General features: G+C 62.5%; 16 protein-coding genes and 1 pseudogene. 14 read left to right on the top strand and 3 right to left on the bottom strand.

Going from position 1 to position 18,621, the window contains the following annotated elements; all coding sequences use genetic code 11:
* Positions 1 to 435 precede the first annotated feature (435 nt).
* The 14 genes and pseudogenes from HGO40_RS27385 to HGO40_RS27320 all read left to right on the top strand — a co-directional run bounded on the left by HGO40_RS27385 (position 436) and on the right by HGO40_RS27320 (position 17,529).
* Complete coding sequence (locus tag HGO40_RS27385) at positions 436 to 2,373, top strand: bifunctional 5-dehydro-2-deoxygluconokinase/5-dehydro-2-deoxyphosphogluconate aldolase (protein WP_250965581.1); 1,938 nt, start codon at positions 436 to 438, stop codon at positions 2,371 to 2,373.
* Positions 2,374 to 2,541: 168 nt separating this feature from the next.
* Entirely contained in the window at positions 2,542 to 3,435 is an 894-nt protein-coding gene (gene iolE / locus HGO40_RS27380; protein ID WP_250965580.1) for a myo-inosose-2 dehydratase, read from the top strand.
* Positions 3,432 to 4,241, top strand: coding sequence for a 5-deoxy-glucuronate isomerase (gene iolB, locus HGO40_RS27375; RefSeq protein ID WP_250965579.1), 810 nt, complete (start codon positions 3,432 to 3,434; stop codon positions 4,239 to 4,241). The genes iolE and iolB overlap by 4 nt, the downstream gene beginning before the upstream one ends.
* Before the next feature lie 30 nt (positions 4,242 to 4,271).
* On the top strand, positions 4,272 to 5,774 hold the full coding sequence (locus tag HGO40_RS27370) for a CoA-acylating methylmalonate-semialdehyde dehydrogenase (protein WP_250965578.1): 1,503 nt from the start codon (positions 4,272 to 4,274) through the stop codon (positions 5,772 to 5,774).
* 36 nt (positions 5,775 to 5,810) lie between these two features.
* The gene (locus tag HGO40_RS27365; protein ID WP_250965577.1) at positions 5,811 to 6,632 is read left to right on the top strand and encodes a TIM barrel protein; all 822 of its coding nucleotides are present in this window, start codon (positions 5,811 to 5,813) and stop codon (positions 6,630 to 6,632) included.
* 152 nt (positions 6,633 to 6,784) lie between these two features.
* Entirely contained in the window at positions 6,785 to 8,716 is a 1,932-nt protein-coding gene (gene iolD, locus HGO40_RS27360) for a 3D-(3,5/4)-trihydroxycyclohexane-1,2-dione acylhydrolase (decyclizing) (RefSeq protein WP_250965576.1), read from the top strand.
* Positions 8,717 to 8,745: 29 nt separating this feature from the next.
* Entirely contained in the window at positions 8,746 to 9,756 is a 1,011-nt protein-coding gene (gene iolG, locus HGO40_RS27355) for a bifunctional inositol 2-dehydrogenase/D-chiro-inositol 1-dehydrogenase (RefSeq protein ID WP_250965575.1), read from the top strand.
* Positions 9,757 to 9,897: 141 nt separating this feature from the next.
* Positions 9,898 to 10,950: pseudogene (locus HGO40_RS27350) on the top strand (Gfo/Idh/MocA family protein).
* A gap of 142 nt (positions 10,951 to 11,092) precedes the next feature.
* Complete coding sequence (locus HGO40_RS27345) at positions 11,093 to 11,245, top strand: hypothetical protein (RefSeq protein ID WP_250965574.1); 153 nt, start codon at positions 11,093 to 11,095, stop codon at positions 11,243 to 11,245.
* A gap of 51 nt (positions 11,246 to 11,296) precedes the next feature.
* Complete coding sequence (locus tag HGO40_RS27340; protein WP_250965573.1) at positions 11,297 to 12,220, top strand: sugar ABC transporter substrate-binding protein; 924 nt, start codon at positions 11,297 to 11,299, stop codon at positions 12,218 to 12,220.
* 73 nt (positions 12,221 to 12,293) lie between these two features.
* Complete coding sequence (locus HGO40_RS27335; protein WP_186729056.1) at positions 12,294 to 13,847, top strand: sugar ABC transporter ATP-binding protein; 1,554 nt, start codon at positions 12,294 to 12,296, stop codon at positions 13,845 to 13,847.
* A gap of 144 nt (positions 13,848 to 13,991) precedes the next feature.
* A complete protein-coding gene (locus HGO40_RS27330) occupies positions 13,992 to 15,014 on the top strand; it encodes an ABC transporter permease (protein ID WP_186710404.1) in 1,023 nt (340 codons plus the stop codon).
* Between the two features lie 327 nt (positions 15,015 to 15,341).
* A complete protein-coding gene (locus HGO40_RS27325) occupies positions 15,342 to 15,746 on the top strand; it encodes a TraR/DksA family transcriptional regulator (RefSeq protein WP_003202859.1) in 405 nt (134 codons plus the stop codon).
* A 178-nt stretch (positions 15,747 to 15,924) separates the two neighbouring features.
* On the top strand, positions 15,925 to 17,529 hold the full coding sequence (locus tag HGO40_RS27320) for a methyl-accepting chemotaxis protein (protein ID WP_250965572.1): 1,605 nt from the start codon (positions 15,925 to 15,927) through the stop codon (positions 17,527 to 17,529).
* A 199-nt stretch (positions 17,530 to 17,728) separates the two neighbouring features.
* Here HGO40_RS27320 and HGO40_RS27315 read toward each other — a convergent pair whose 3' ends face one another.
* The 3 genes from HGO40_RS27315 to HGO40_RS27305 all read right to left on the bottom strand — a co-directional run bounded on the left by HGO40_RS27315 (position 17,729) and on the right by HGO40_RS27305 (position 18,599).
* On the bottom strand, positions 17,729 to 17,965 hold the full coding sequence (locus HGO40_RS27315) for a DUF2789 family protein (protein WP_250965571.1): 237 nt from the start codon (positions 17,963 to 17,965) through the stop codon (positions 17,729 to 17,731).
* Between the two features lie 84 nt (positions 17,966 to 18,049).
* Entirely contained in the window at positions 18,050 to 18,280 is a 231-nt protein-coding gene (locus tag HGO40_RS27310) for a hypothetical protein (protein ID WP_250965570.1), read from the bottom strand.
* A gap of 124 nt (positions 18,281 to 18,404) precedes the next feature.
* The gene (locus HGO40_RS27305; RefSeq protein WP_502943352.1) at positions 18,405 to 18,599 is read right to left on the bottom strand and encodes a hypothetical protein; all 195 of its coding nucleotides are present in this window, start codon (positions 18,597 to 18,599) and stop codon (positions 18,405 to 18,407) included.
* Positions 18,600 to 18,621 lie beyond the last annotated feature (22 nt).

Below are 18,621 nucleotides of genomic sequence, written 5' to 3'. Positions count from 1 at the left end.
CTGCAGCGTTTGTTATTCGTCGGTGAGCAGTTGCAACTGGCGCTCGGCATTGCTCGTTGGGCTCGGGAGGGCGTGTTCGGACGCACTCTCGGACGGCGCCGGCAGATCATCGGGGCGGGTCATAGAAAATCCTTCTGGCTTGTTCTTATAGGGCGGCCCGAAAAAAGGCTGGCCCTCGACAATAGGTTGGCTGGTCGCAGTCTACAGCGTAGGCGCAGGGAAAATCATGGGTGGACTAATGTTGCAGCAGTGCTGAAACGATGCACTGTGTCTGCTTCGCTTGGGTCATAGCGTATTGGAAAAAATATTCCACGTAAAAAATTTATAGAATAATTATTGATTCTTGCCTGCGGCTCGTTTTAGTCTGCATTCACCAACAGCGTTGGCGCCGGTGTCGGCGACAAGCGCAGGCTGATAAAAATAACAGGAGCCAGCATGGGCCAGACTCGTTTTGCCAGTGGGCGTCAATTGGATGTGATCTGCCTGGGACGCCTGGGCGTCGACCTCTATGCGCAGCAAGTCGGCGCGCGCCTGGAAGATGTCTCGAGCTTCGCCAAGTACCTGGGCGGTTCCTCTGCCAACATCGCGTTCGGCACGGCGCGCCTGGGGCTCCGGTCGGCGATGCTGAGCCGGGTCGGGGACGACCACATGGGGCGTTTCCTGGTGGAGTCCCTGGCCCGCGAAGGCTGCGATGTCAGTGGCATCAAGGTCGATCCCGAGCGGCTGACGGCCATGGTCCTGCTGGGGATCAAGGACCGCGAAACCTTCCCCCTGGTGTTCTACCGGGAAAATTGCGCGGACATGGCGCTGCGCGCCGAAGACATCGACGAAGCGTTCATTGCCTCCAGCAAGGCCCTGCTGATCACCGGCACGCAGTTCTCCACCGATGGCGTCTACCAGGCCAGTATCCAGGCGCTGGACTACGCGCAAAAGCACCAGGTCAAGCGCGTCCTCGACATCGACTATCGGCCGGTGCTCTGGGGCCTGGCGGCCAAGGCTGACGGAGAAACCCGGTTTGTCGCCGACCAGAAGGTCAGCCAGCACGTGCAAGGCATCCTGCCGCGTTTCGACCTGATCGTCGGCACCGAAGAAGAATTTCTCATCGCCGGCGGCAGCGAAGACCTGCTGACCGCGCTGCGCACCGTACGCTCGCTGACGGCGGCGACGCTGGTGGTCAAGCTCGGCCCCCAGGGCTGCACGGTGATCCATGGCGCCATCCCGGCCCGGCTCGAAGACGGTGCGATTTACCCGGGCGTACGGGTCGAAGTCTTGAACGTACTGGGCGCCGGCGATGCGTTCATGTCGGGCTTTCTTGCCGGCTGGCTGGAAGATGCCAGCGATGAGCGCTGCTGTCAGTTGGCCAATGCCTGCGGCGGCCTGGTGGTGTCGCGCCATGCCTGCGCCCCGGCGATGCCGACCCGGGCCGAGCTCGACTATTTATTCCAAAGCCCGGTGCCGATCACCCGGCCCGACCAGGATGCCGTGCTGCAACGGCTGCACCAGGTCAGCGTACCCCGCAAGGCTTGGAAACAGTTGTTCATCTTTGCTTTCGACCATCGCGGACAATTGGTGGAACTGGCCCAGAAGGGCGGTCGCGAGTTGAGCAGCGTCGGTGATCTCAAGCAACTATTCATCCAGGCGGTGGCGCGGGTCGAAGCCGACCTGCGGCACCAGGGCAGCGAGGCTGACGTCGGTCTGCTGGCCGACCAGCGCTTCGGCCAGGATTCGCTGAACGCTGCCACCGGGCGCGGCTGGTGGGTGGCGCGGCCGGTGGAGGTGCAAGGTTCGCGGCCGCTGGCCTTCGAGCATGGGCGTTCCATTGGCAGCAACCTGATCGCCTGGCCACAGGAGCAGATCATCAAGTGCCTGGTGCAATTTCCCCCTGACGACGAACCGCTGCTGCGCCTGGAGCAAGAGGCGCAGTTGATGGGGCTGTACAAGGCCTCCCAGGCCAGCGGCCACGAGTTGCTGCTGGAAATCATACCGCCCAAGGATCACCCATCACCGCACCCGGACGTGCTCTATCGTGCCCTCAAGCGCCTCTACAACCTGGGTATCTTCCCGGCGTGGTGGAAGATCGAGGCCCAGGGCGCGCAGGAGTGGCAGCAGCTCGACGAGCTGATCCAACAGCGCGACCCGTATTGCCGTGGCGTGGTCCTGCTGGGCCTCAACGCCCCGGCCGCCGCGTTGGCCGAAGGCTTTCGCCAGGCCCGTCGGAGCACCACCTGCCGTGGGTTTGCCGTGGGCCGCACGATCTTCCAGGAACCGAGCCGGGCCTGGCTGGCCGGGGAAATCGACGACGAAACGCTGATCCGGGATGTGCAGGGCAGGTTTGTGGAATTGATCGAGGCGTGGCGTGCTGCGCGCAGTTAAAGGAATTCAAAGATTGTAAACACTGAACCTGTGGGAGCGAGCTTGCTCGCGATGGCGTCAGGCCAGTCAGCATCACTTTGACGGATACACCGCTATCGCGAGCAAGCTCGCTCCCACAGGGATTCAGCGTCGTTCTTACTGATTGTGAAAACAATAAAAGGTGCAGCCATGCCCGCTATTCGAATTGGCATCAACCCGATTTCCTGGAGCAACGATGACTTGCCGTCGTTGGGCGGCGAGACGCCGTTGAGTACGGCGCTGAGTGAAGGCAAGGCCATCGGCTACGAAGGTTTTGAGCTCAACGGCAAATTCCCCAAGGACGCCAAGGGCGTCGGCGATGTGCTGCGGCCTTATGACCTGGCGCTGGTTTCCGGTTGGTATTCCAGTCGCCTGGCCCGGCGTTCGGCGGCGGAAGAAATCGACGCCATCGCCAGCCACGTCGAGCTGCTGGCGCAGAACGGCGCGACGGTGCTGGTCTACGGCGAAGTGGCCGATTCCATCCAGGGCCAGCGGATTCCATTGGTCGAGCGGCCGCGTTTCCATATGGATGACGCCTGGCAAGCCTACGCCGACAAACTCACCGAACTGGCGCGCTTCACCCTGTCCCAAGGCGTGCGCCTGGCCTATCACCACCACATGGGCGCCTACGTCGAATCGCCCACGGACATCGACAAACTGATGGCCCTGACCGGCAGCGAAGTGGGCCTGCTGTTCGACTCGGGTCACTGCTACATGGGCGGTGGCGAGCCGTTGCAGGTGCTGCGCAAACACATCGAGCGGGTCTGCCACGTGCACTTCAAGGATGTGCGCAAACCGGTGGTGCAACTGGCGCGCAACAACCTCTGGAGCTTCCCCGACTGCATAATCAATGGCACCTTCACCGTGCCGGGGGATGGCGACATCGACTTCGCCGCGTTGCTCGACGTGCTGCTGGCCGCCGACTACCAAGGCTGGCTGGTGGTGGAAGCCGAGCAGGACCCTGCCGTAGCCCCGAGTTATGCCTACGCCAAGAAGGGCTACGACACCCTGCGCGCCTTGCTGAACGAAAGGATCCCGTCATGAGCCTATTGATCAAGAGCCAATCCAGCGGCCGAACCATGGTCCAGTTGCCGGCGGGCGAGTTGGAATACGTCGGCTTCGCTGCCTACCGCCTGCGTCTCGGTGAAACCCTGCCAGTGGCCGCCGGGGACAAGGAGTTGTGCCTGGTGCTGCTCAGTGGTCGCATCAGCCTCAAGGGCGAAGCGCCGGGGCAGGGTGCCTTCGATTGGGACAACCTCGGTGATCGCCAGTCGGTGTTCGAGGACAAATCACCTTATGCCGCTTACTTGCCGCCCGGCAGCCAGGCCCAGGTCACCGCCCTGAGCGACGTGCAGATTGCCGTGTGCGCCGCACCGGGTTCGGTGCAAAACAGTCATGGTCCACGGCTGATCCGCCCGGACAGCATGAAGCGCAGCGTGCGCGGCAAAGGCGCCAATACCCGTTATGTCTGCGACATCCTGCCGGACAGCGAACCGGCCCACTCGCTGCTGGTGGTGGAGGTGCGCACGCCGTCGGGGCATTCCTCGAGCTACCCGCCCCACAAGCACGACACCGACGACCTGCCGCACCAGAGCTTCCTCGAAGAGACCTATTACCACCAGGTCAATCCGTCCCAAGGCTTCGTGTTCCAGCGGGTCTACACCGACGACCGCAGCATCGACCAGGCCATGGCCGTGGAGAACAACGACCTGGTGGTTGTCCCCAAGGGCTATCACCCGGTCAGCGTGCCCTACGGGTACGAGTCGTATTACCTGAACGTCATGGCCGGCCCGAAGCGGGTCTGGCAATTCCACAACGATCCGCAGCACAGCTGGCTGCTGGATCTCTGACCCCACACATACGCAGGGAGAACAAGCACGATGAGCGACGCCCCGGTAGTAGGCCATTACATCAACGGTCAGGTGCAGGACAGCGACAGTCCGCGGTCCAGCAACGTCTTCAATCCGGCCACCGGTGCGGTGCAGGCGCGGGTGGCCCTGGCCGAACCGAGTACCGTCGACGCGGCGGTGGCCTCGGCGCTGGCGGCGTTCCCGGCCTGGTCCGAGCAGTCGTCATTGCGTCGTTCGCGGGTGATGTTCAAGTTCAAGGAGCTGCTCGATCGTCACCACGACGAACTGGCCCGGATCATCAGCCGTGAACACGGCAAGGTGCTGTCCGACGCCCACGGCGAAGTCACCCGCGGCATCGAGATCGTCGAGTACGCCTGCGGTGCGCCAAACCTGCTCAAGACCGATTTCAGCGACAACATCGGTGGCGGCATCGACAACTGGAACCTGCGCCAGCCCTTGGGCGTTTGCGCCGGGGTCACACCGTTCAATTTCCCGGTGATGGTGCCGCTGTGGATGATTCCCCTGGCGCTGGTTGCCGGCAACTGCTTCATCCTCCAGCCTTCGGAACGCGATCCGTCCGCCAGTTTGCTGATGGCCCGCTTGCTGACCGAAGCCGGACTGCCGGACGGCGTGTTCAATGTGGTCCAGGGTGACAAAGTCGCGGTGGATGCGCTGTTGCAGCACCCGGACATCGAAGCGATTTCCTTTGTCGGCTCCACGCCCATCGCCGAGTACATCCACCAGCAGGGCACGGCCCACGGCAAGCGCGTCCAGGCCCTGGGCGGGGCCAAGAACCACATGATTGTCATGCCCGATGCCGACCTCGACCAGGCGGCGGACGCCTTGATCGGTGCCGCCTACGGCTCGGCCGGTGAACGCTGCATGGCCATTTCCATCGCCGTGGCAGTGGGCGACGTCGGCGACGAACTGATCGCTCGCCTGCTGCCGCGTATCGACCAGTTGAAAGTCGGCAACGGCCAGCAACCCGGCACCGACATGGGGCCCCTGGTCACTGCCGAGCACAAGGCCAAGGTCGAAGGTTTCATCGATGCCGGCGTGGCCGAGGGTGCCCGGCTGATTGTCGACGGCCGAGGCTTCAAAGTGCCGGGGGCGGAGCAGGGGGTCTTTGTCGGGGCGACGCTGTTCGATCAGGGCACTGCCGAGATGAGCATCTACCAGCAAGAAATTTTCGGCCCGGTGCTGGGGATCGTCCGTGTGCCGGACTTCGCCACGGCGGTGGCGTTGATCAACGCCCATGAGTTCGGCAACGGCGTGTCGTGCTTTACCCGCGACGGCGGCATCGCCCGGGCGTTCGCCCGCAGCATCAAGGTCGGCATGGTGGGCATCAATGTGCCGATTCCGGTGCCCATGGCCTGGCATTCCTTTGGCGGCTGGAAGCGCTCGTTGTTCGGCGACCACCATGCCTACGGCGAGGAAGGCCTGCGCTTCTATAGCCGCTACAAGAGTGTGATGCAGCGTTGGCCCGACAGCATCGCCAAGGGCCCTGAATTCAGCATGCCGACTGCCCAATAACGCATTTTTCGTATGACTGCCGGAGGGAGAACAACAATGAACAAGCCCCTGCGTTTTGCCTTGAACCGAATGGTTGCCCCGCACCTGTCACTGCCCGCGTTCATCGACTTGGCCCTGGCGTTGAAAACCGATGCCATCGAGATTCGCAACGACCTCAAGGGTGTCGAGATCGAAGACGGCATGCCGCCGGCTCGCGTCCGTGAGTTGTGCGAGGCCCGCGGCATCAAGGTGCTGTCGATCAACGCCCTGTACCCCTTCGATGTGTGGAACGAAGAGCGCCGCGCCCAGGCCGTGCGGCTGGCCGACTACGCCCGCGAGTGCGGCGCCGAGGGGCTGGTGATGTGCCCACTCAATGACCGCGCCGACCCGCGCAGCGAAGCCGAGCGTGCGGCTGGGCTGCGTACCGCCCTCAGTGAACTGGCGCCGATCCTGCGCGCCTTCGGCATCTACGGTTTCGTCGAACCCCTGGGTTTCGAAGAGTGCTCGTTGCGCCGCAAGCGCACGGCGGTGGAGGCGATCAAGAGCATTGGCGGGCTGGATGTGTTCCGCCTGGTGCACGACACTTTCCACCAACATCTGGCCGGCGAGCAGGAGTTCTTCCCCGAACTGACCGGGCTGGTGCACATCTCCGGCGTCGAGGATGCCCAGGCACCATTGGCGACGATTCGAGACGGCCACCGGGTGCTGGTGGGCGAGGCTGACATCCTCGGCAATGCCAAGCAGATCGAGGCGTTGCTCAGCGGCGGTTATGACGGTTACCTGTCTTTCGAGCCATTTGCCGAGAGCGTCCATGAGCTGGCCGACATCCGCCAGGCGTTGGGGGCGAGCATGAACCACCTGCAAAGCTCGCAGGTATGACCCGGCGCCCCGAACGATGGAGAACCCTCCTGTGGGAGCGAGCTTGCTCGCGATAGCGGTGTGTCAGTCAACATTGATGCTGGCTGCCCTGACGCCATCGCGAGCAAGCTCGCTCCCACACTTGACCGAGTTGCGTTTGAAAAGGTGCAAGCATGACCACAACACGACTGACCATGGCCCAGGCCCTGGTGAAATTCCTCGATAACCAGTACATCGAAGTCGATGGCGTCCAGAGCAAGTTCGTCGCCGGGGTCTTTACCATTTTCGGCCACGGCAACGTGCTGGGCCTGGGCCAGGCGCTGGAGCAGGACAGCGGCGACCTGGTGGTCCACCAGGGCCGCAACGAGCAGGGCATGGCCCATGCCGCCATCGGGTTTGCCAAGCAGCATTTGCGGCGCAAGATCTACGCCTGCAGTTCGTCGGTCGGCCCCGGTGCGGCGAACATGCTGACCGCCGCGGCCACCGCCACGGCCAACCGCATTCCGCTGCTGCTGTTGCCCGGCGATGTCTACGCCAGTCGCCAGCCGGACCCGGTGCTGCAACAGATCGAGCAGTTCCACGACCTGAGCATCAGCACCAACGATGCCTTCAAGGCCGTGAGCAAATACTGGGACCGCATCAACCGCCCCGAGCAATTGATGACCGCCGCGATTCACGCGATGCGGGTACTGACCGACCCGGCCGAAACCGGCGCGGTGACCCTGGCGCTGCCCCAGGACGTGCAAGCCGAAGCCTACGACTACCCGGATTACTTCCTGCAAAAACGCGTGCACCGCATCGACCGCCGGCCGGCCACCGAAGCGATGCTCGGCGATGCCCTGGCGTTGCTCAAGGGCAAGCGCAAGCCGTTGATCATCTGCGGTGGCGGCGTACGCTACTCCGGCGCCAACGCCGCGCTACAGGCGTTTGCCGAGCGCTTCGAGATTCCCTTTGCCGAGACCCAGGCCGGCAAGAGCGCGGTTGTGTCGAGCCATCCGCTGCACGTCGGCGGTGTCGGCGACACCGGTTGCCTGGCGGCGAACCTGCTGGCCAAGGAAGCCGACCTGATCATCGGCATCGGCACCCGCTACAGCGATTTCACCACCGCGTCGAAATGGCTGTTCCAGCACCCCGAGGTGCAATTTCTCAACCTCAACATCAGCCCGTGCGATGCCTTGAAACTCGACGGCGTGCAACTGTGGGCCGACGCCCGATCGGGCCTGGAGGCCTTGTCGGCCGCGATGGGGGATTATCGTGCCGAATGGGGCGGGCAGGTTGCCGATGCGAAGGCCCAGCTCGACGCCGAAGTGGACCGTATCTACCAGGCGGATTACCAGGCCGAGGATTTCGTCCCGGAAATCAACGACCACATGGACCCGGCGGTGTTTCGCGAATTCATCGAGCTCACCGGTTCCTGCCTGACCCAGAGCCGCGTGCTCGGTACGCTCAACCAAGCCTTGGCGGATGACGCCATCATCGTCGCCGCCGCCGGCAGCCTGCCCGGCGATTTGCAGCGCAGCTGGCGCAGCAAGGGCGTCGACACTTATCACGTCGAGTACGGTTATTCGTGCATGGGATACGAGGTCAATGCCGCCCTGGGCGTGAAGCTCGCCGAGCCGGACAAAGAGGTCTATGCGTTGGTGGGCGATGGCTCCTACATGATGCTGCATTCGGAACTGGCGACCTCGATCCAGGAGCGCCGCAAGATCAACGTGGTGCTGTTGGACAACATGACGTTCGGTTGCATCAACAACCTGCAAATGGAACACGGCATGGACAGCTTCGGCACCGAGTTCCGCTTCCGCAACCCCGAGACCGGTAGGCTCAACGGCGCCTTCGTGCCAGTGGACTTCGCCATGAGCGCGGCGGCCTACGGTTGCAAGACCTACAAGGTCAAGACCCTTGATGAGTTGCACGCGGCCCTGGCCGATGCCCGGCGCCAGACGGTCTCGACGCTGATCGACATCAAGGTTCTGCCCAAGACCATGATCCACAAATACCTGTCGTGGTGGCGGGTTGGCGTGGCGCAAGTGTCCACCAGCGCCCGCACCGATGCCGTCGCCAAGACCCTCAACGAACGACTGGCCAAGGCCCGTCAATACTGATTGCCCCAACCCTACGAAAGGAGTTCCAAATGTCTTTGAAGCTGGGCGTCATCGGCACCGGGGCCATCGGCCAGGACCATATCCGTCGTTGCAGCCAGACCTTGCTCAACAGCCAGGTGGTGGCGGTGACCGACATCAACCTCGCCCAGGCGGCGAAGGTGGTGGCCGACTTGAAATTGACTGCCGAGGTCTACCCCGACGGTCATGCATTGATCAAGGCGCCGGACGTGGAGGCGATTCTCGTCACCTCCTGGGGCCCGAGCCATGAAGAGTTCGTGCTGGCGGCCATTGCGGCGGGCAAGCCGGTGTTCTGTGAAAAGCCCCTGGCGGTCACGGCCGAAGGCTGCCGCAAGATCGTCGACGCCGAAGTGGCCCATGGCAAGCGCCTGGTGCAGGTCGGTTTCTTGCGTCCGTACGATGCAGGCTATCGCGCGCTCAAGGCGGTGATCGACAGTGGCCAGATCGGTGAACCGCTGATGCTGCACTGCGCCCACCGCAACCCGAGCGTGGGCGAGAACTATAAGACCGACATGGCGATCACCGACACCTTGATTCATGAACTGGACGTGTTGCGCTGGCTGTTGGCCGATGACTACGTCTCGGTGCAAGTGGTGTTCCCCCGCAAGACCAGCAAGGCCCTGGCCCACCTGCGGGACCCGCAGATTGTCCTGCTGGAAACCGCCCGGGGCACGCGCATCGACGTCGAAGTGTTCGTCAACTGCCAGTACGGCTACGACATCCAGTGCGAAGTGGTGGGGGAGACCGGCATCGCCAAGCTGCCGGAACCGTCCCAGGTGCAACTGCGCAGCGGCGCCAAGCTGTCCAATGCGATCCTGATGGATTGGAAGGACCGCTTCATCGCTGCCTACGACATCGAGTTGCAGGCCTTCATCGATGGCGTGCGCGCCGGGCAAGTGGGCGGACCATCGGCCTGGGATGGGTTTGCCGCGGCGGTGGCGGCGGATGCTTGTGTCGAGGCGCAACAGAGCGGGCAGATCGTCAAGGTCGACTTGCCCGAGCGCCCGCGTTTCTACGGCTAAATGCATACCCCCTGTGGGAGCGGGCTTGCTCGCGAAGACGGCGGTACATTCAACATTGATGTCGACTGACACCAAGCCTTCGCGAGCAGGCTCGCTCCCACAGGGGGATGGTGTGTATTCAATGATTTTCAAGGAGCTTTCATGCGAATCGGACTAGTCGGCTACGGCAAGGGTGGGCGGTTCTTTCATGCGCCGCTGATCAGCAGCCTGCCAGGGGCTACGTTTGTCGGCGTGGTGACGCGGTCCGCCGAGCGCCGTCAACAATTGGCCAGCGATCACCCGGATGCCCAGGCCTTCGACACCCTCGAACAATTGGTGGCGGCCGGCGTCGACGCGGTGGTGGTCTCCACCCCTTTGGACGGTCGCCCAGCCATTGTGATGCAAGCCATCGAACTCGGCGTGGCGGTGGTCAGCGACAAACCAATCGCCCCTGACTCCGCCCAGGCCGAGGCCATGGTGTTGGCCGCCGAACAACGCGGCGTGCCGCTGAGCGTGTACCAGAACCGTCGCTGGGATTCGGATTTCCTGCCCCTGCGCAAACTGCTGGCCTCTGGTGCCCTCGGGCAAATCATCCGTTTTGAATCCAGCGTCGAGCGTTATTCGCCAACTTCGGTGGGCAAAGGCAGCGGCGGCGGGTTTCTGCGCGACCTCGGCAGCCATCTGGTGGACCAGGCGCTGCAATTGTTCGGCCCGGTGGTGCGGGTCTACGCCGAGCTGGATTATCGGCAGCCGGACCAGGTGTTCGACAACGGCTTCTTCATGTCCCTGACCCATACCAGCGGCGTGATTTCCCACTTGAGCGGCAATTGCGTGCAAAACGCAGCGCGCCCGCGTTTTCGGGTCAACGGCACCCAGGGCTGCTACACCGTCGAAGGCCTGGACGGGCAGGAGGCCCAGGCGCTGGCCGGCTTGAGTCCGGCGACCGAGGGCGAGCGCTGGGGGGCGGAAGAACATCGACGCTGGGGTTGGTTCGAACATGGCACCGAGCGCGAGCGGGTGACCTCCGAACGTGGCTGCTGGCTGGCGTTCTAGCAACAACTGCAAAGCGCGTTGCAGGACGCTGGCCCGCTGCCGGTAGAGGCCCGTGATGCCTTGGCCACCACGCGTATCCTCGACGCGGCCAGGCGGAGTGCCGAGCAGGGCGAAGTGGTGGGTTTATCCGCGCCTGTGGGACATGGAATAAAAAACGAATAAAATTCTAAAATCAGTTGATATGGAAAATATTTTCCAATAAAGTCGATTCCAGGTTACCGACAACCCTGTCTGCCTCCTGCCAAGCCAGCCTTGAATGGACGACAGACGAAACAAAAACAAGAAACACAGCTAGGTACCGTCGATGAAAACCTTCAGCCGCTCTGCGTTTCACCTGCCATATCTGCTGCGCCTGTCTGCAGTCCTTCCCCTGTTCGAATCCCTGTGTATCCAGCGCAAGGGCGCCATGGTCTGTTGCATGCCCGGTGCGCCTATCGTGCGCTTGCCCCGTTCCTGATCCGTCACGCCTTATCCATAAAACCAACAAAAAAGTGGAGACAGACCGTTCATGAAGACCAAGACCCGTATCGCCTCGCTGGCCCTGTCGTTGATGCTCACCAGCGGCGCTGCCCTGGCGGACCTGAAGATCGGCGTCAGCATGTCCCAGTTCGATGACACCTGGTTGCCCTACCTGCGCGAATCCATGGACAAGAAAGCCAAGTCCTTGCCCGACGGCGTCACCCTGCAGTTCGAAGATGCGCGCAGTGACGTGGTCAAGCAACTGAGCCAGGTGGAAAGCTTCATCAGCCAGAAGGTCGATGCGCTCATCGTCAACCCGGTGGACACCGCCGCGACCCAGCGCATCACCAAGGCCGCGGTGGCTGCCGGTATCCCACTGGTGTACGTCAACCGTCGCCCGGACGATCCGAAACTGCCGGAAGGGGTGGTCACCGTGACCTCCGATGACCTCGAGGCCGGGCGCATGCAGATGCAATACCTGGCCGACAAGATGGGCGGCAAGGGCGACATCGTGATCCTGCTGGGTGACCTGGCCAACAACTCCACCACCAACCGCACCAAGGGCGTCAAGGAAGTCCTCAAGAAGTACCCGGACATCAAGATCGAGCAGGAGCAGACCGGCACTTGGTCGCGGGACAAGGGCATGACCCTGGTCAACGACTGGCTGACCCAAGGCCGTGAATTCAATGCGGTGGTGTCCAACAACGACGAAATGGCCATCGGCGCGGCCATGGCCCTCAAGCAAGCGGGCACCCAGAAAGGCAGCGTATTGATAGCCGGGGTCGATGGCACGCCGGACGGTTTGAACGCCATCAAGAAAGGCGACATGGCGGTCTCGGTGTTCCAGGACGCCAAGGGCCAGGCCGATGGCTCCATCGACACGGCGGTCAAAATGGCCAAGGGCGAGAAAATGGCGTCCGTCGTGGTGCCGTACCGCCTGATCACGCCGGAAAACGTCGATCAGTTCAAGTGACGTTCAACCCGGTCCCACCACAACAATAAGCAGGCAAGGTTGCAACGCCACCTTGCCGAGGGAGTACCTGATCATGTTCGCTTCAGCGACTGCTTCGAGCGCCCCGGCCATGACTTTCCAGCCGGACGTATTACTTGATGAGCCGTACCTGCTGGAAGTCGTCAATGTCAGCAAGGGCTTTCCCGGTGTGGTGGCCTTGTCCGATGTTCAACTGCGGGTGCGCCCCGGCTCCGTGCTGGCCTTGATGGGTGAAAACGGTGCGGGCAAATCCACCTTGATGAAAATTATCGCCGGCATCTACCAGCCGGACGCCGGCGAACTGCGCCTGCGCGGCAAACCGGTGACGTTCGACACGCCGCTGGCGGCGTTGCAGGCCGGCATCGCGATGATCCATCAGGAACTGAACCTGATGCCCCACATGAGCATCGCCGAAAACATCTGGATCGGCCGCGAGCAGCTCAACGGCCTGCACATGGTCGACCATGGCGAAATGCACCGCTGCACCGCCCGGCTGCTGGAGCGCCTGCGCATCAAGCTCGACCCCGAGGAGCAGGTTGGCAACCTGAGCATTGCCGAGCGGCAGATGGTCGAGATTGCCAAGGCCGTCTCGTATGACTCCGACATCCTGATCATGGACGAGCCGACTTCGGCCATTACCGAGACCGAAGTCGCCCACCTGTTCTCGATCATTGCCGACCTCAAGTCCCAGGGGAAAGGCATCATCTACATCACCCATAAGATGAACGAAGTGTTTGCCATCGCCGATGAAGTGGCGGTGTTTCGCGACGGCGCCTATATCGGTCTGCAACGGGCCGACAGCATGGACGGCGACAGCCTGATCTCGATGATGGTCGGGCGCGAGCTGAGCCAGTTGTTCCCAGTGCGCGAGCAACCCATCGGTGAGTTGGTGCTGTCGGTGCGCGACCTGAGCCTGGACGGCATCTTCAAAGGCGTGTCCTTCGACCTGCATGCCGGGGAGATCCTGGGGATCGCCGGATTGATGGGCTCGGGCCGGACCAACGTGGCCGAAGCGATTTTCGGCGTGACCCCGAGCACCGGCGGCGAAATCCTCCTGGACGGCCAACCGGTGCGCATCACCGACCCGCACATGGCCATCGAAAAAGGCTTCGCGCTGTTGACCGAGGACCGCAAGCTCAGTGGCCTGTTCCCGTGCCTGTCGGTGCTGGAAAACATGGAGATGGCCGTGCTGCCCCATTACGTCGGCAACGGCTTCATCCAACAGAAAGCCCTGCGCGCCTTGTGCGAGGACATGTGCAAGAAACTGCGGGTCAAGACCCCGTCGCTGGAACAGTGCATCGACACCTTGTCCGGCGGCAACCAGCAGAAAGCCTTGCTGGCGCGCTGGTTGATGACCAATCCACGCATCCTGATCCTCGACGAGCCGACCCGCGGCATCGATGTCGGCGCCAAGGCCGAGATCTACCGGCTCATCGCCTATCTCGCCAGCGAAGGCATGGCGGTGATCATGATTTCCTCGGAACTGCCGGAAGTATTGGGCATGAGCGACCGGGTCATGGTGATGCACGAAGGCGACCTGATGGGCACCCTCGACCGCAGCGAAGCGACCCAGGAACGCGTGATGCAACTGGCCTCGGGCCTGTCCTGATGCCTTTCGGCTCAGGTAAATAAAGTCGAGCGAATGTGGCGAGGGAGCTTGCTCCCGCTGGGGCGCGAAGCGGCCCTGTGTCGGCTCGCTATGCGGCCCAGCGGAGCACGCTCCCTGGCCACGGATCAAAAAAGGTGATTGGCTATGAACGCGATACTGGAAAACAAACCCGCGGCAGCACCGAACAGGACCCGGCGGCGGTTGCCGACGGAACTGAGCATCTTCCTGGTGCTGATCGGCATCGGCCTGGTGTTCGAAATGTTCGGCTGGATCATGCGTGACCAGAGTTTCCTGATGAACTCCCAGCGCCTGGTGCTGATGATCCTGCAAGTGTCGATCATCGGCCTGCTGGCCATCGGCGTGACCCAGGTGATCATCACCACCGGCATCGACCTGTCGTCCGGCTCGGTGCTGGCGCTGTCGGCGATGATCGCCGCCAGCCTGGCCCAGACCTCGGACTTCGCCCGGGCGGTGTTTCCCTCGCTGACGGACTTGCCGGTGTGGATACCCGTGGTGGCAGGGCTTGGGGTCGGGCTGCTGGCCGGGGCGATCAATGGCAGCATCATCGCCATTACCGGCATCCCGCCGTTCATCGCCACCCTCGGCATGATGGTCTCGGCCCGTGGCCTGGCACGCTACTACACCGAAGGCCAGCCGGTGAGCATGTTGTCCGATTCCTATACCGCCATTGGCCATGGCGCGATGCCGGTGATCATCTTCCTGGTGGTGGCGGTGATCTTCCACATTGCCCTGCGCTACACCAAGTACGGCAAGTACACCTACGCCATTGGCGGCAACATGCAGGCGGCGCGCACATCGGGCATCAACGTCAAGCGCCACTTGGTGATCGTCTACAGCATTGCCGGGTTGCTGGCGGGGTTGGCCGGCGTGGTGGCCTCGGCGCGGGCAGCGACCGGGCAGGCGGGCATGGGCATGTCCTATGAGCTGGACGCGATTGCGGCGGCGGTGATCGGCGGCACCAGCCTGGCGGGTGGGGTGGGGCGCATCACCGGGACGGTGATCGGGGCGCTGATCCTCGGGGTGATGGCCAGCGGCTTTACCTTCGTCGGGGTCGATGCCTACATTCAGGACATCATCAAGGGCTTGATCATCGTGGTGGCGGTGGTCATCGACCAGTACCGCAACAAGCGCAAACTCAAGCGCTGATAGCCGAAAGTTGCGACAAAGCGCCACGCCTGACCCGCGTGGCGTAGCCATTTGTCTTCTTAATACAGCAATTGCACCGAATTTCTTGTTATAAACGCACTCCGATGACTGCCAAAAGCCTGTCAGAGAACATTTGAGGGGGTTGTCGGACATTTTCCCTATGTTTTCAGTTGCTGAGGCCTCGACTCGGCCTTAGACTGCCGCCCCTCGTAAATTGAGTGCCGGGTGGCGCTTGGAATAGACGGCGCCTTTCCCGATGAGCGTGGCAGCTGCGCTGCGGGACGCTCCATAATTCGCCTTAATGCACGTTTTTTTATAGAGAAATCAATGACAAAGGAAAAGTTGCTGGCCATGCCGGCGGATGACTACATGAATGCCGAGCAGCTGGCTTTCTTCACCAAGCTGTTGCAGAACATGAAAGTCGAAACCCACGAGCGCATCGAACAGAACCGAATCGCCATTGAGAGCCTGGACACCCCGGCCGACCCGGCGGACGCTGCTTCCGTAGAAGAAGAGCGTACCTGGCTGGTCAACGCCATCGATCGCGACCAGCGCATGCTGCCTCAACTGGAGCAGGCCCTGGACCGCATCAACGACGACAGCTTCGGCTGGTGCGACGACAGCGGCGAGCCGATCGGCCTCAAGCGCCTGCTGATCAGCCCGACCACCAAGTACTGCATCGAAGCCCAGGAACGTCACGAACAGATCGACAAGCACCAGCGTCAGGCCTGATTCGCGTTGTTCAAAAAGATCGCGACCTTTTGACGAAGGCCGCGATCTTTTGCTTTCGCCTGTACCTGTTCGTCTACTCCCCGTTGACCTGCTGCAAGAACACGACTAATGGACCATGGATAATGGCTCGGTAGTGGCGTTTAATGCGGTCATAACAACGAGAATGTGGGTGACGAACATGGCGACAGACGGAACGCTGGCGGGTGCGGTGCCGGCCTCGGTAGCCGAAACAAACGGCGCGGCGCGCTGGCTGACGCCGACCTTGCAGAGTCTGGCCCTGGCCTTGCTGCTGTGCGGCATGGCCTTGGGCGGCTGGTCGCTTTACCTGGGCCTGCCGCTGGTGATGCTGATCGTCTGGTTGCCGCGCCTGCGTTCACGCGTGGCCGCGGCAGCCGCACCCAGCACCGACACCCTGGCCGAGTTGACCCGCGATTTGTCCTACACCACCAGCCATAACGCCCTGTCGGCCGCCGGTGTTGCTTATTCGGTCAAGCAACTGGCCGGCAAGGTCCAGTCCCAACTCGATGCGGCGGCGCAGAGTGTCAGCAATGCCGAATCGATGATCGCCACGGAACAGGCCACTTCACAACTCAGCCAGCAAGCCTTGGGCGCCGCCAGCGAGGCCCATCGCAGCAGCGTGGCCGGGCGCAGCGAACTGGTGGAGTCCATCAGCCGCATGCACCAGCTCAGCCAGCGGGCGAATGACAGCCGTGAATTGATCGAAGCCCTGAGCGTACGCAGCGATGAAATCCAGCGGGTCAGCCTGGTGATCCAATCGATCGCCAGCCAGACCAACCTGCTGGCGCTGAACGCGGCCATCGAGGCGGCCCGGGCCGGTGAGCATGGCCGTGGGTTCGCGGTGGTGGCCGATGAAGTTCGCGGCCTGGCCGGGCGTACCGCCGCGGCAACCGGCGAAGTCGGGGTGATGGTGGCCGACATCCAGCAGCGCACCGCCCAGGTGGTGGAGCAGATCCGCCAACTGGCCGCCGACCTGGACAGTGGCGTGCAGCAGGTCGAGCACACCGGCCAGCACCTGGAGAATATCGCCCGGCTTGCAGAAGGCGTTGAAACCCAGGTCGGTGCCATTGCCCAGGGCACTGACACCAATCGCGAACAACTCGACAGCCTGTTCCACGCCATCGAGCAGATGCGCAGCGACCTGTCCATCAGCGACCAGCAGACCCAGCGCCTGGCCGAGGCGGCGGTGCAGAGGGAAGGTCAGGCCGAAACCATCAGCGAACGCCTGGCCGAGGTGGGCCTCGACGACTATCACCAACGGGTCTACGACCTCGCGCGGGAAGGGGCGAGCCAGATCGCCGCGCAGTTCGAGGCCGACATCGACCAGGGCCGTGTCAGCCTCGAGGACTTGTTCGACCGTAACTATCAACCGATCCCCAATACCCAGCCGGCCAAATACCAGACCCGCTTCGACCGCTACACCGACCAGGTCCTGCCCGCCATCCAGGAACCGCTGCTGGCCCGTCACGAGGGCCTGGTGTTTGCGATTGCCTGCACTCAGCAGGGTTATGTGCCGACCCACAACAAGGTCTTCAGCCAACCGCTGACCGGCGATCCCCAGGTGGACACGCTGAATAACCGCACCAAGCGCAAGTTCTCCGATCGCACCGGGATCCGCTGCGGCAGCCACCAGCATCCGGTGCTGTTGCAGACCTACACCCGGGACACGGGGGAGTTGATGCATGACCTGTCCGTACCGATCATGCTCAAGGGGCGTCATGGGGGCGGCTTGCGCTTGGGCTACAAACCCGAGAAGCCGCGCTAGACCTCAGCACCACGGATGTGACAAGGAAGCTTTTGTGGCGAGGGCGCTTGCTCCCGCTGGGCTGCGCAGCCGCCCCAAAGGCTGCCCCCCCTCAACCTGACCCACCGAGGCGGCAGGTCCAAGGGCTGCTGCGCACCCCAGCGGGAGCAAGCGCCCTCGCCACAAGAGCGGTGGTGAATGCTATTAATGGGCTTTGCCGCTACTTGCCGTCGTGCAGGCGCACGTTCAGTTGGTCCACCAGCACGGCTTCTTCGCCGTCGGCGAGCAGCCATTCCTTGAGTAGCTCTTTCTGCTGGTCCGACCAGAAATCAGCCTCCACCAGCTTGATTTCCGGGGGCAGTGGGTGGGCCACGATAAAATCGTCAATGGCCTTGCCATCGGAGGGCAGGCCGAGTTGGTCGAACAGGGTCTTGAGGTCGTGGGAAGGCTGTTCCATGGAAGTCTCCTCTGGTCGGCGCCGTCATGGCGCGTCTGTGCTTCCTTTATCTGAGGCAAGCGCTTATCAGGAGTTCGATTGGAATCAGGCTTTCAAGGCGCCTTCGTCCACGGCGGCCTTCAGCGCCCTGGCCGCTTCCCTGGCAGCCTCGGCAGCGATTTGCGAAGTCTTGAACCAGCGATCCTTTTCCACCTGGTGGCAAGTGACGGTGGTCAACGGCGGCTTGGCACGCATTACGATGACCGCTTGGAACTCGCCTTCGACTTCCCTGGCCTCGCCCCGGATAAAAAATTCGCCAATATCAAATTCCGTCACGTCGCGCCTGCTCCTCAAAATCATTATGGGTGCGCGATCCGCCATTGGACGACGATCTTCGCTGGACGGGCAGTATGGCAGCAGTTGCCCGTCGGCGGCTGAGTTAAGTCATTGACACAGGCATTCAGGCGCTCTGTTCGAGACGCCTGGCCAGGTGACAGGCCTCGTTATGATCGGTTCGGAATCCTCTTACACGTCCAGTCGATATTTCTTCTATATGAAAAAACCACTTGCCGGCCAAGACCACCCGGTAACGCGGTTGAATCAACGAAATTGGCAGGCGATCGACGCCGTCAAAGCTGTTGGCTGCTTCAGCGATGCAAGGGGCGAAGGGGTGGGGC

This window comes from Pseudomonas sp. CG7 (assembly GCF_023701885.1).
Taxonomy (GTDB): domain Bacteria; phylum Pseudomonadota; class Gammaproteobacteria; order Pseudomonadales; family Pseudomonadaceae; genus Aquipseudomonas; species Aquipseudomonas zanjanensis.
The sequence above is the reverse complement of the archived record's forward strand: the minus strand, read 5'-3'. Positions and strand labels throughout refer to the sequence as shown.

Excerpts from the sequence above, each read along its gene's own strand:
- HGO40_RS27365 (WP_250965577.1), top strand. The coding sequence starts at position 5,811 with ATGAACAAGCCCCTGCGTTTTGCCTTGAACCGAATGGTTGCCCCGCAC.
- HGO40_RS27345 (WP_250965574.1), top strand. The coding sequence starts at position 11,093 with ATGAAAACCTTCAGCCGCTCTGCGTTTCACCTGCCATATCTGCTGCGC.
- HGO40_RS27320 (WP_250965572.1), top strand. The coding sequence starts at position 15,925 with ATGGCGACAGACGGAACGCTGGCGGGTGCGGTGCCGGCCTCGGTAGCC.
- HGO40_RS27335 (WP_186729056.1), top strand. The coding sequence starts at position 12,294 with ATGTTCGCTTCAGCGACTGCTTCGAGCGCCCCGGCCATGACTTTCCAG.
- HGO40_RS27385 (WP_250965581.1), top strand. The coding sequence starts at position 436 with ATGGGCCAGACTCGTTTTGCCAGTGGGCGTCAATTGGATGTGATCTGC.
- HGO40_RS27325 (WP_003202859.1), top strand. The coding sequence starts at position 15,342 with ATGACAAAGGAAAAGTTGCTGGCCATGCCGGCGGATGACTACATGAAT.
- HGO40_RS27315 (WP_250965571.1), bottom strand. The coding sequence starts at position 17,965 with ATGGAACAGCCTTCCCACGACCTCAAGACCCTGTTCGACCAACTCGGC.
- iolD (WP_250965576.1), top strand. The coding sequence starts at position 6,785 with ATGACCACAACACGACTGACCATGGCCCAGGCCCTGGTGAAATTCCTC.
- HGO40_RS27330 (WP_186710404.1), top strand. The coding sequence starts at position 13,992 with ATGAACGCGATACTGGAAAACAAACCCGCGGCAGCACCGAACAGGACC.
- HGO40_RS27370 (WP_250965578.1), top strand. The coding sequence starts at position 4,272 with ATGAGCGACGCCCCGGTAGTAGGCCATTACATCAACGGTCAGGTGCAG.
- iolG (WP_250965575.1), top strand. The coding sequence starts at position 8,746 with ATGTCTTTGAAGCTGGGCGTCATCGGCACCGGGGCCATCGGCCAGGAC.
- HGO40_RS27340 (WP_250965573.1), top strand. The coding sequence starts at position 11,297 with ATGAAGACCAAGACCCGTATCGCCTCGCTGGCCCTGTCGTTGATGCTC.
- iolE (WP_250965580.1), top strand. The coding sequence starts at position 2,542 with ATGCCCGCTATTCGAATTGGCATCAACCCGATTTCCTGGAGCAACGAT.
- iolB (WP_250965579.1), top strand. The coding sequence starts at position 3,432 with ATGAGCCTATTGATCAAGAGCCAATCCAGCGGCCGAACCATGGTCCAG.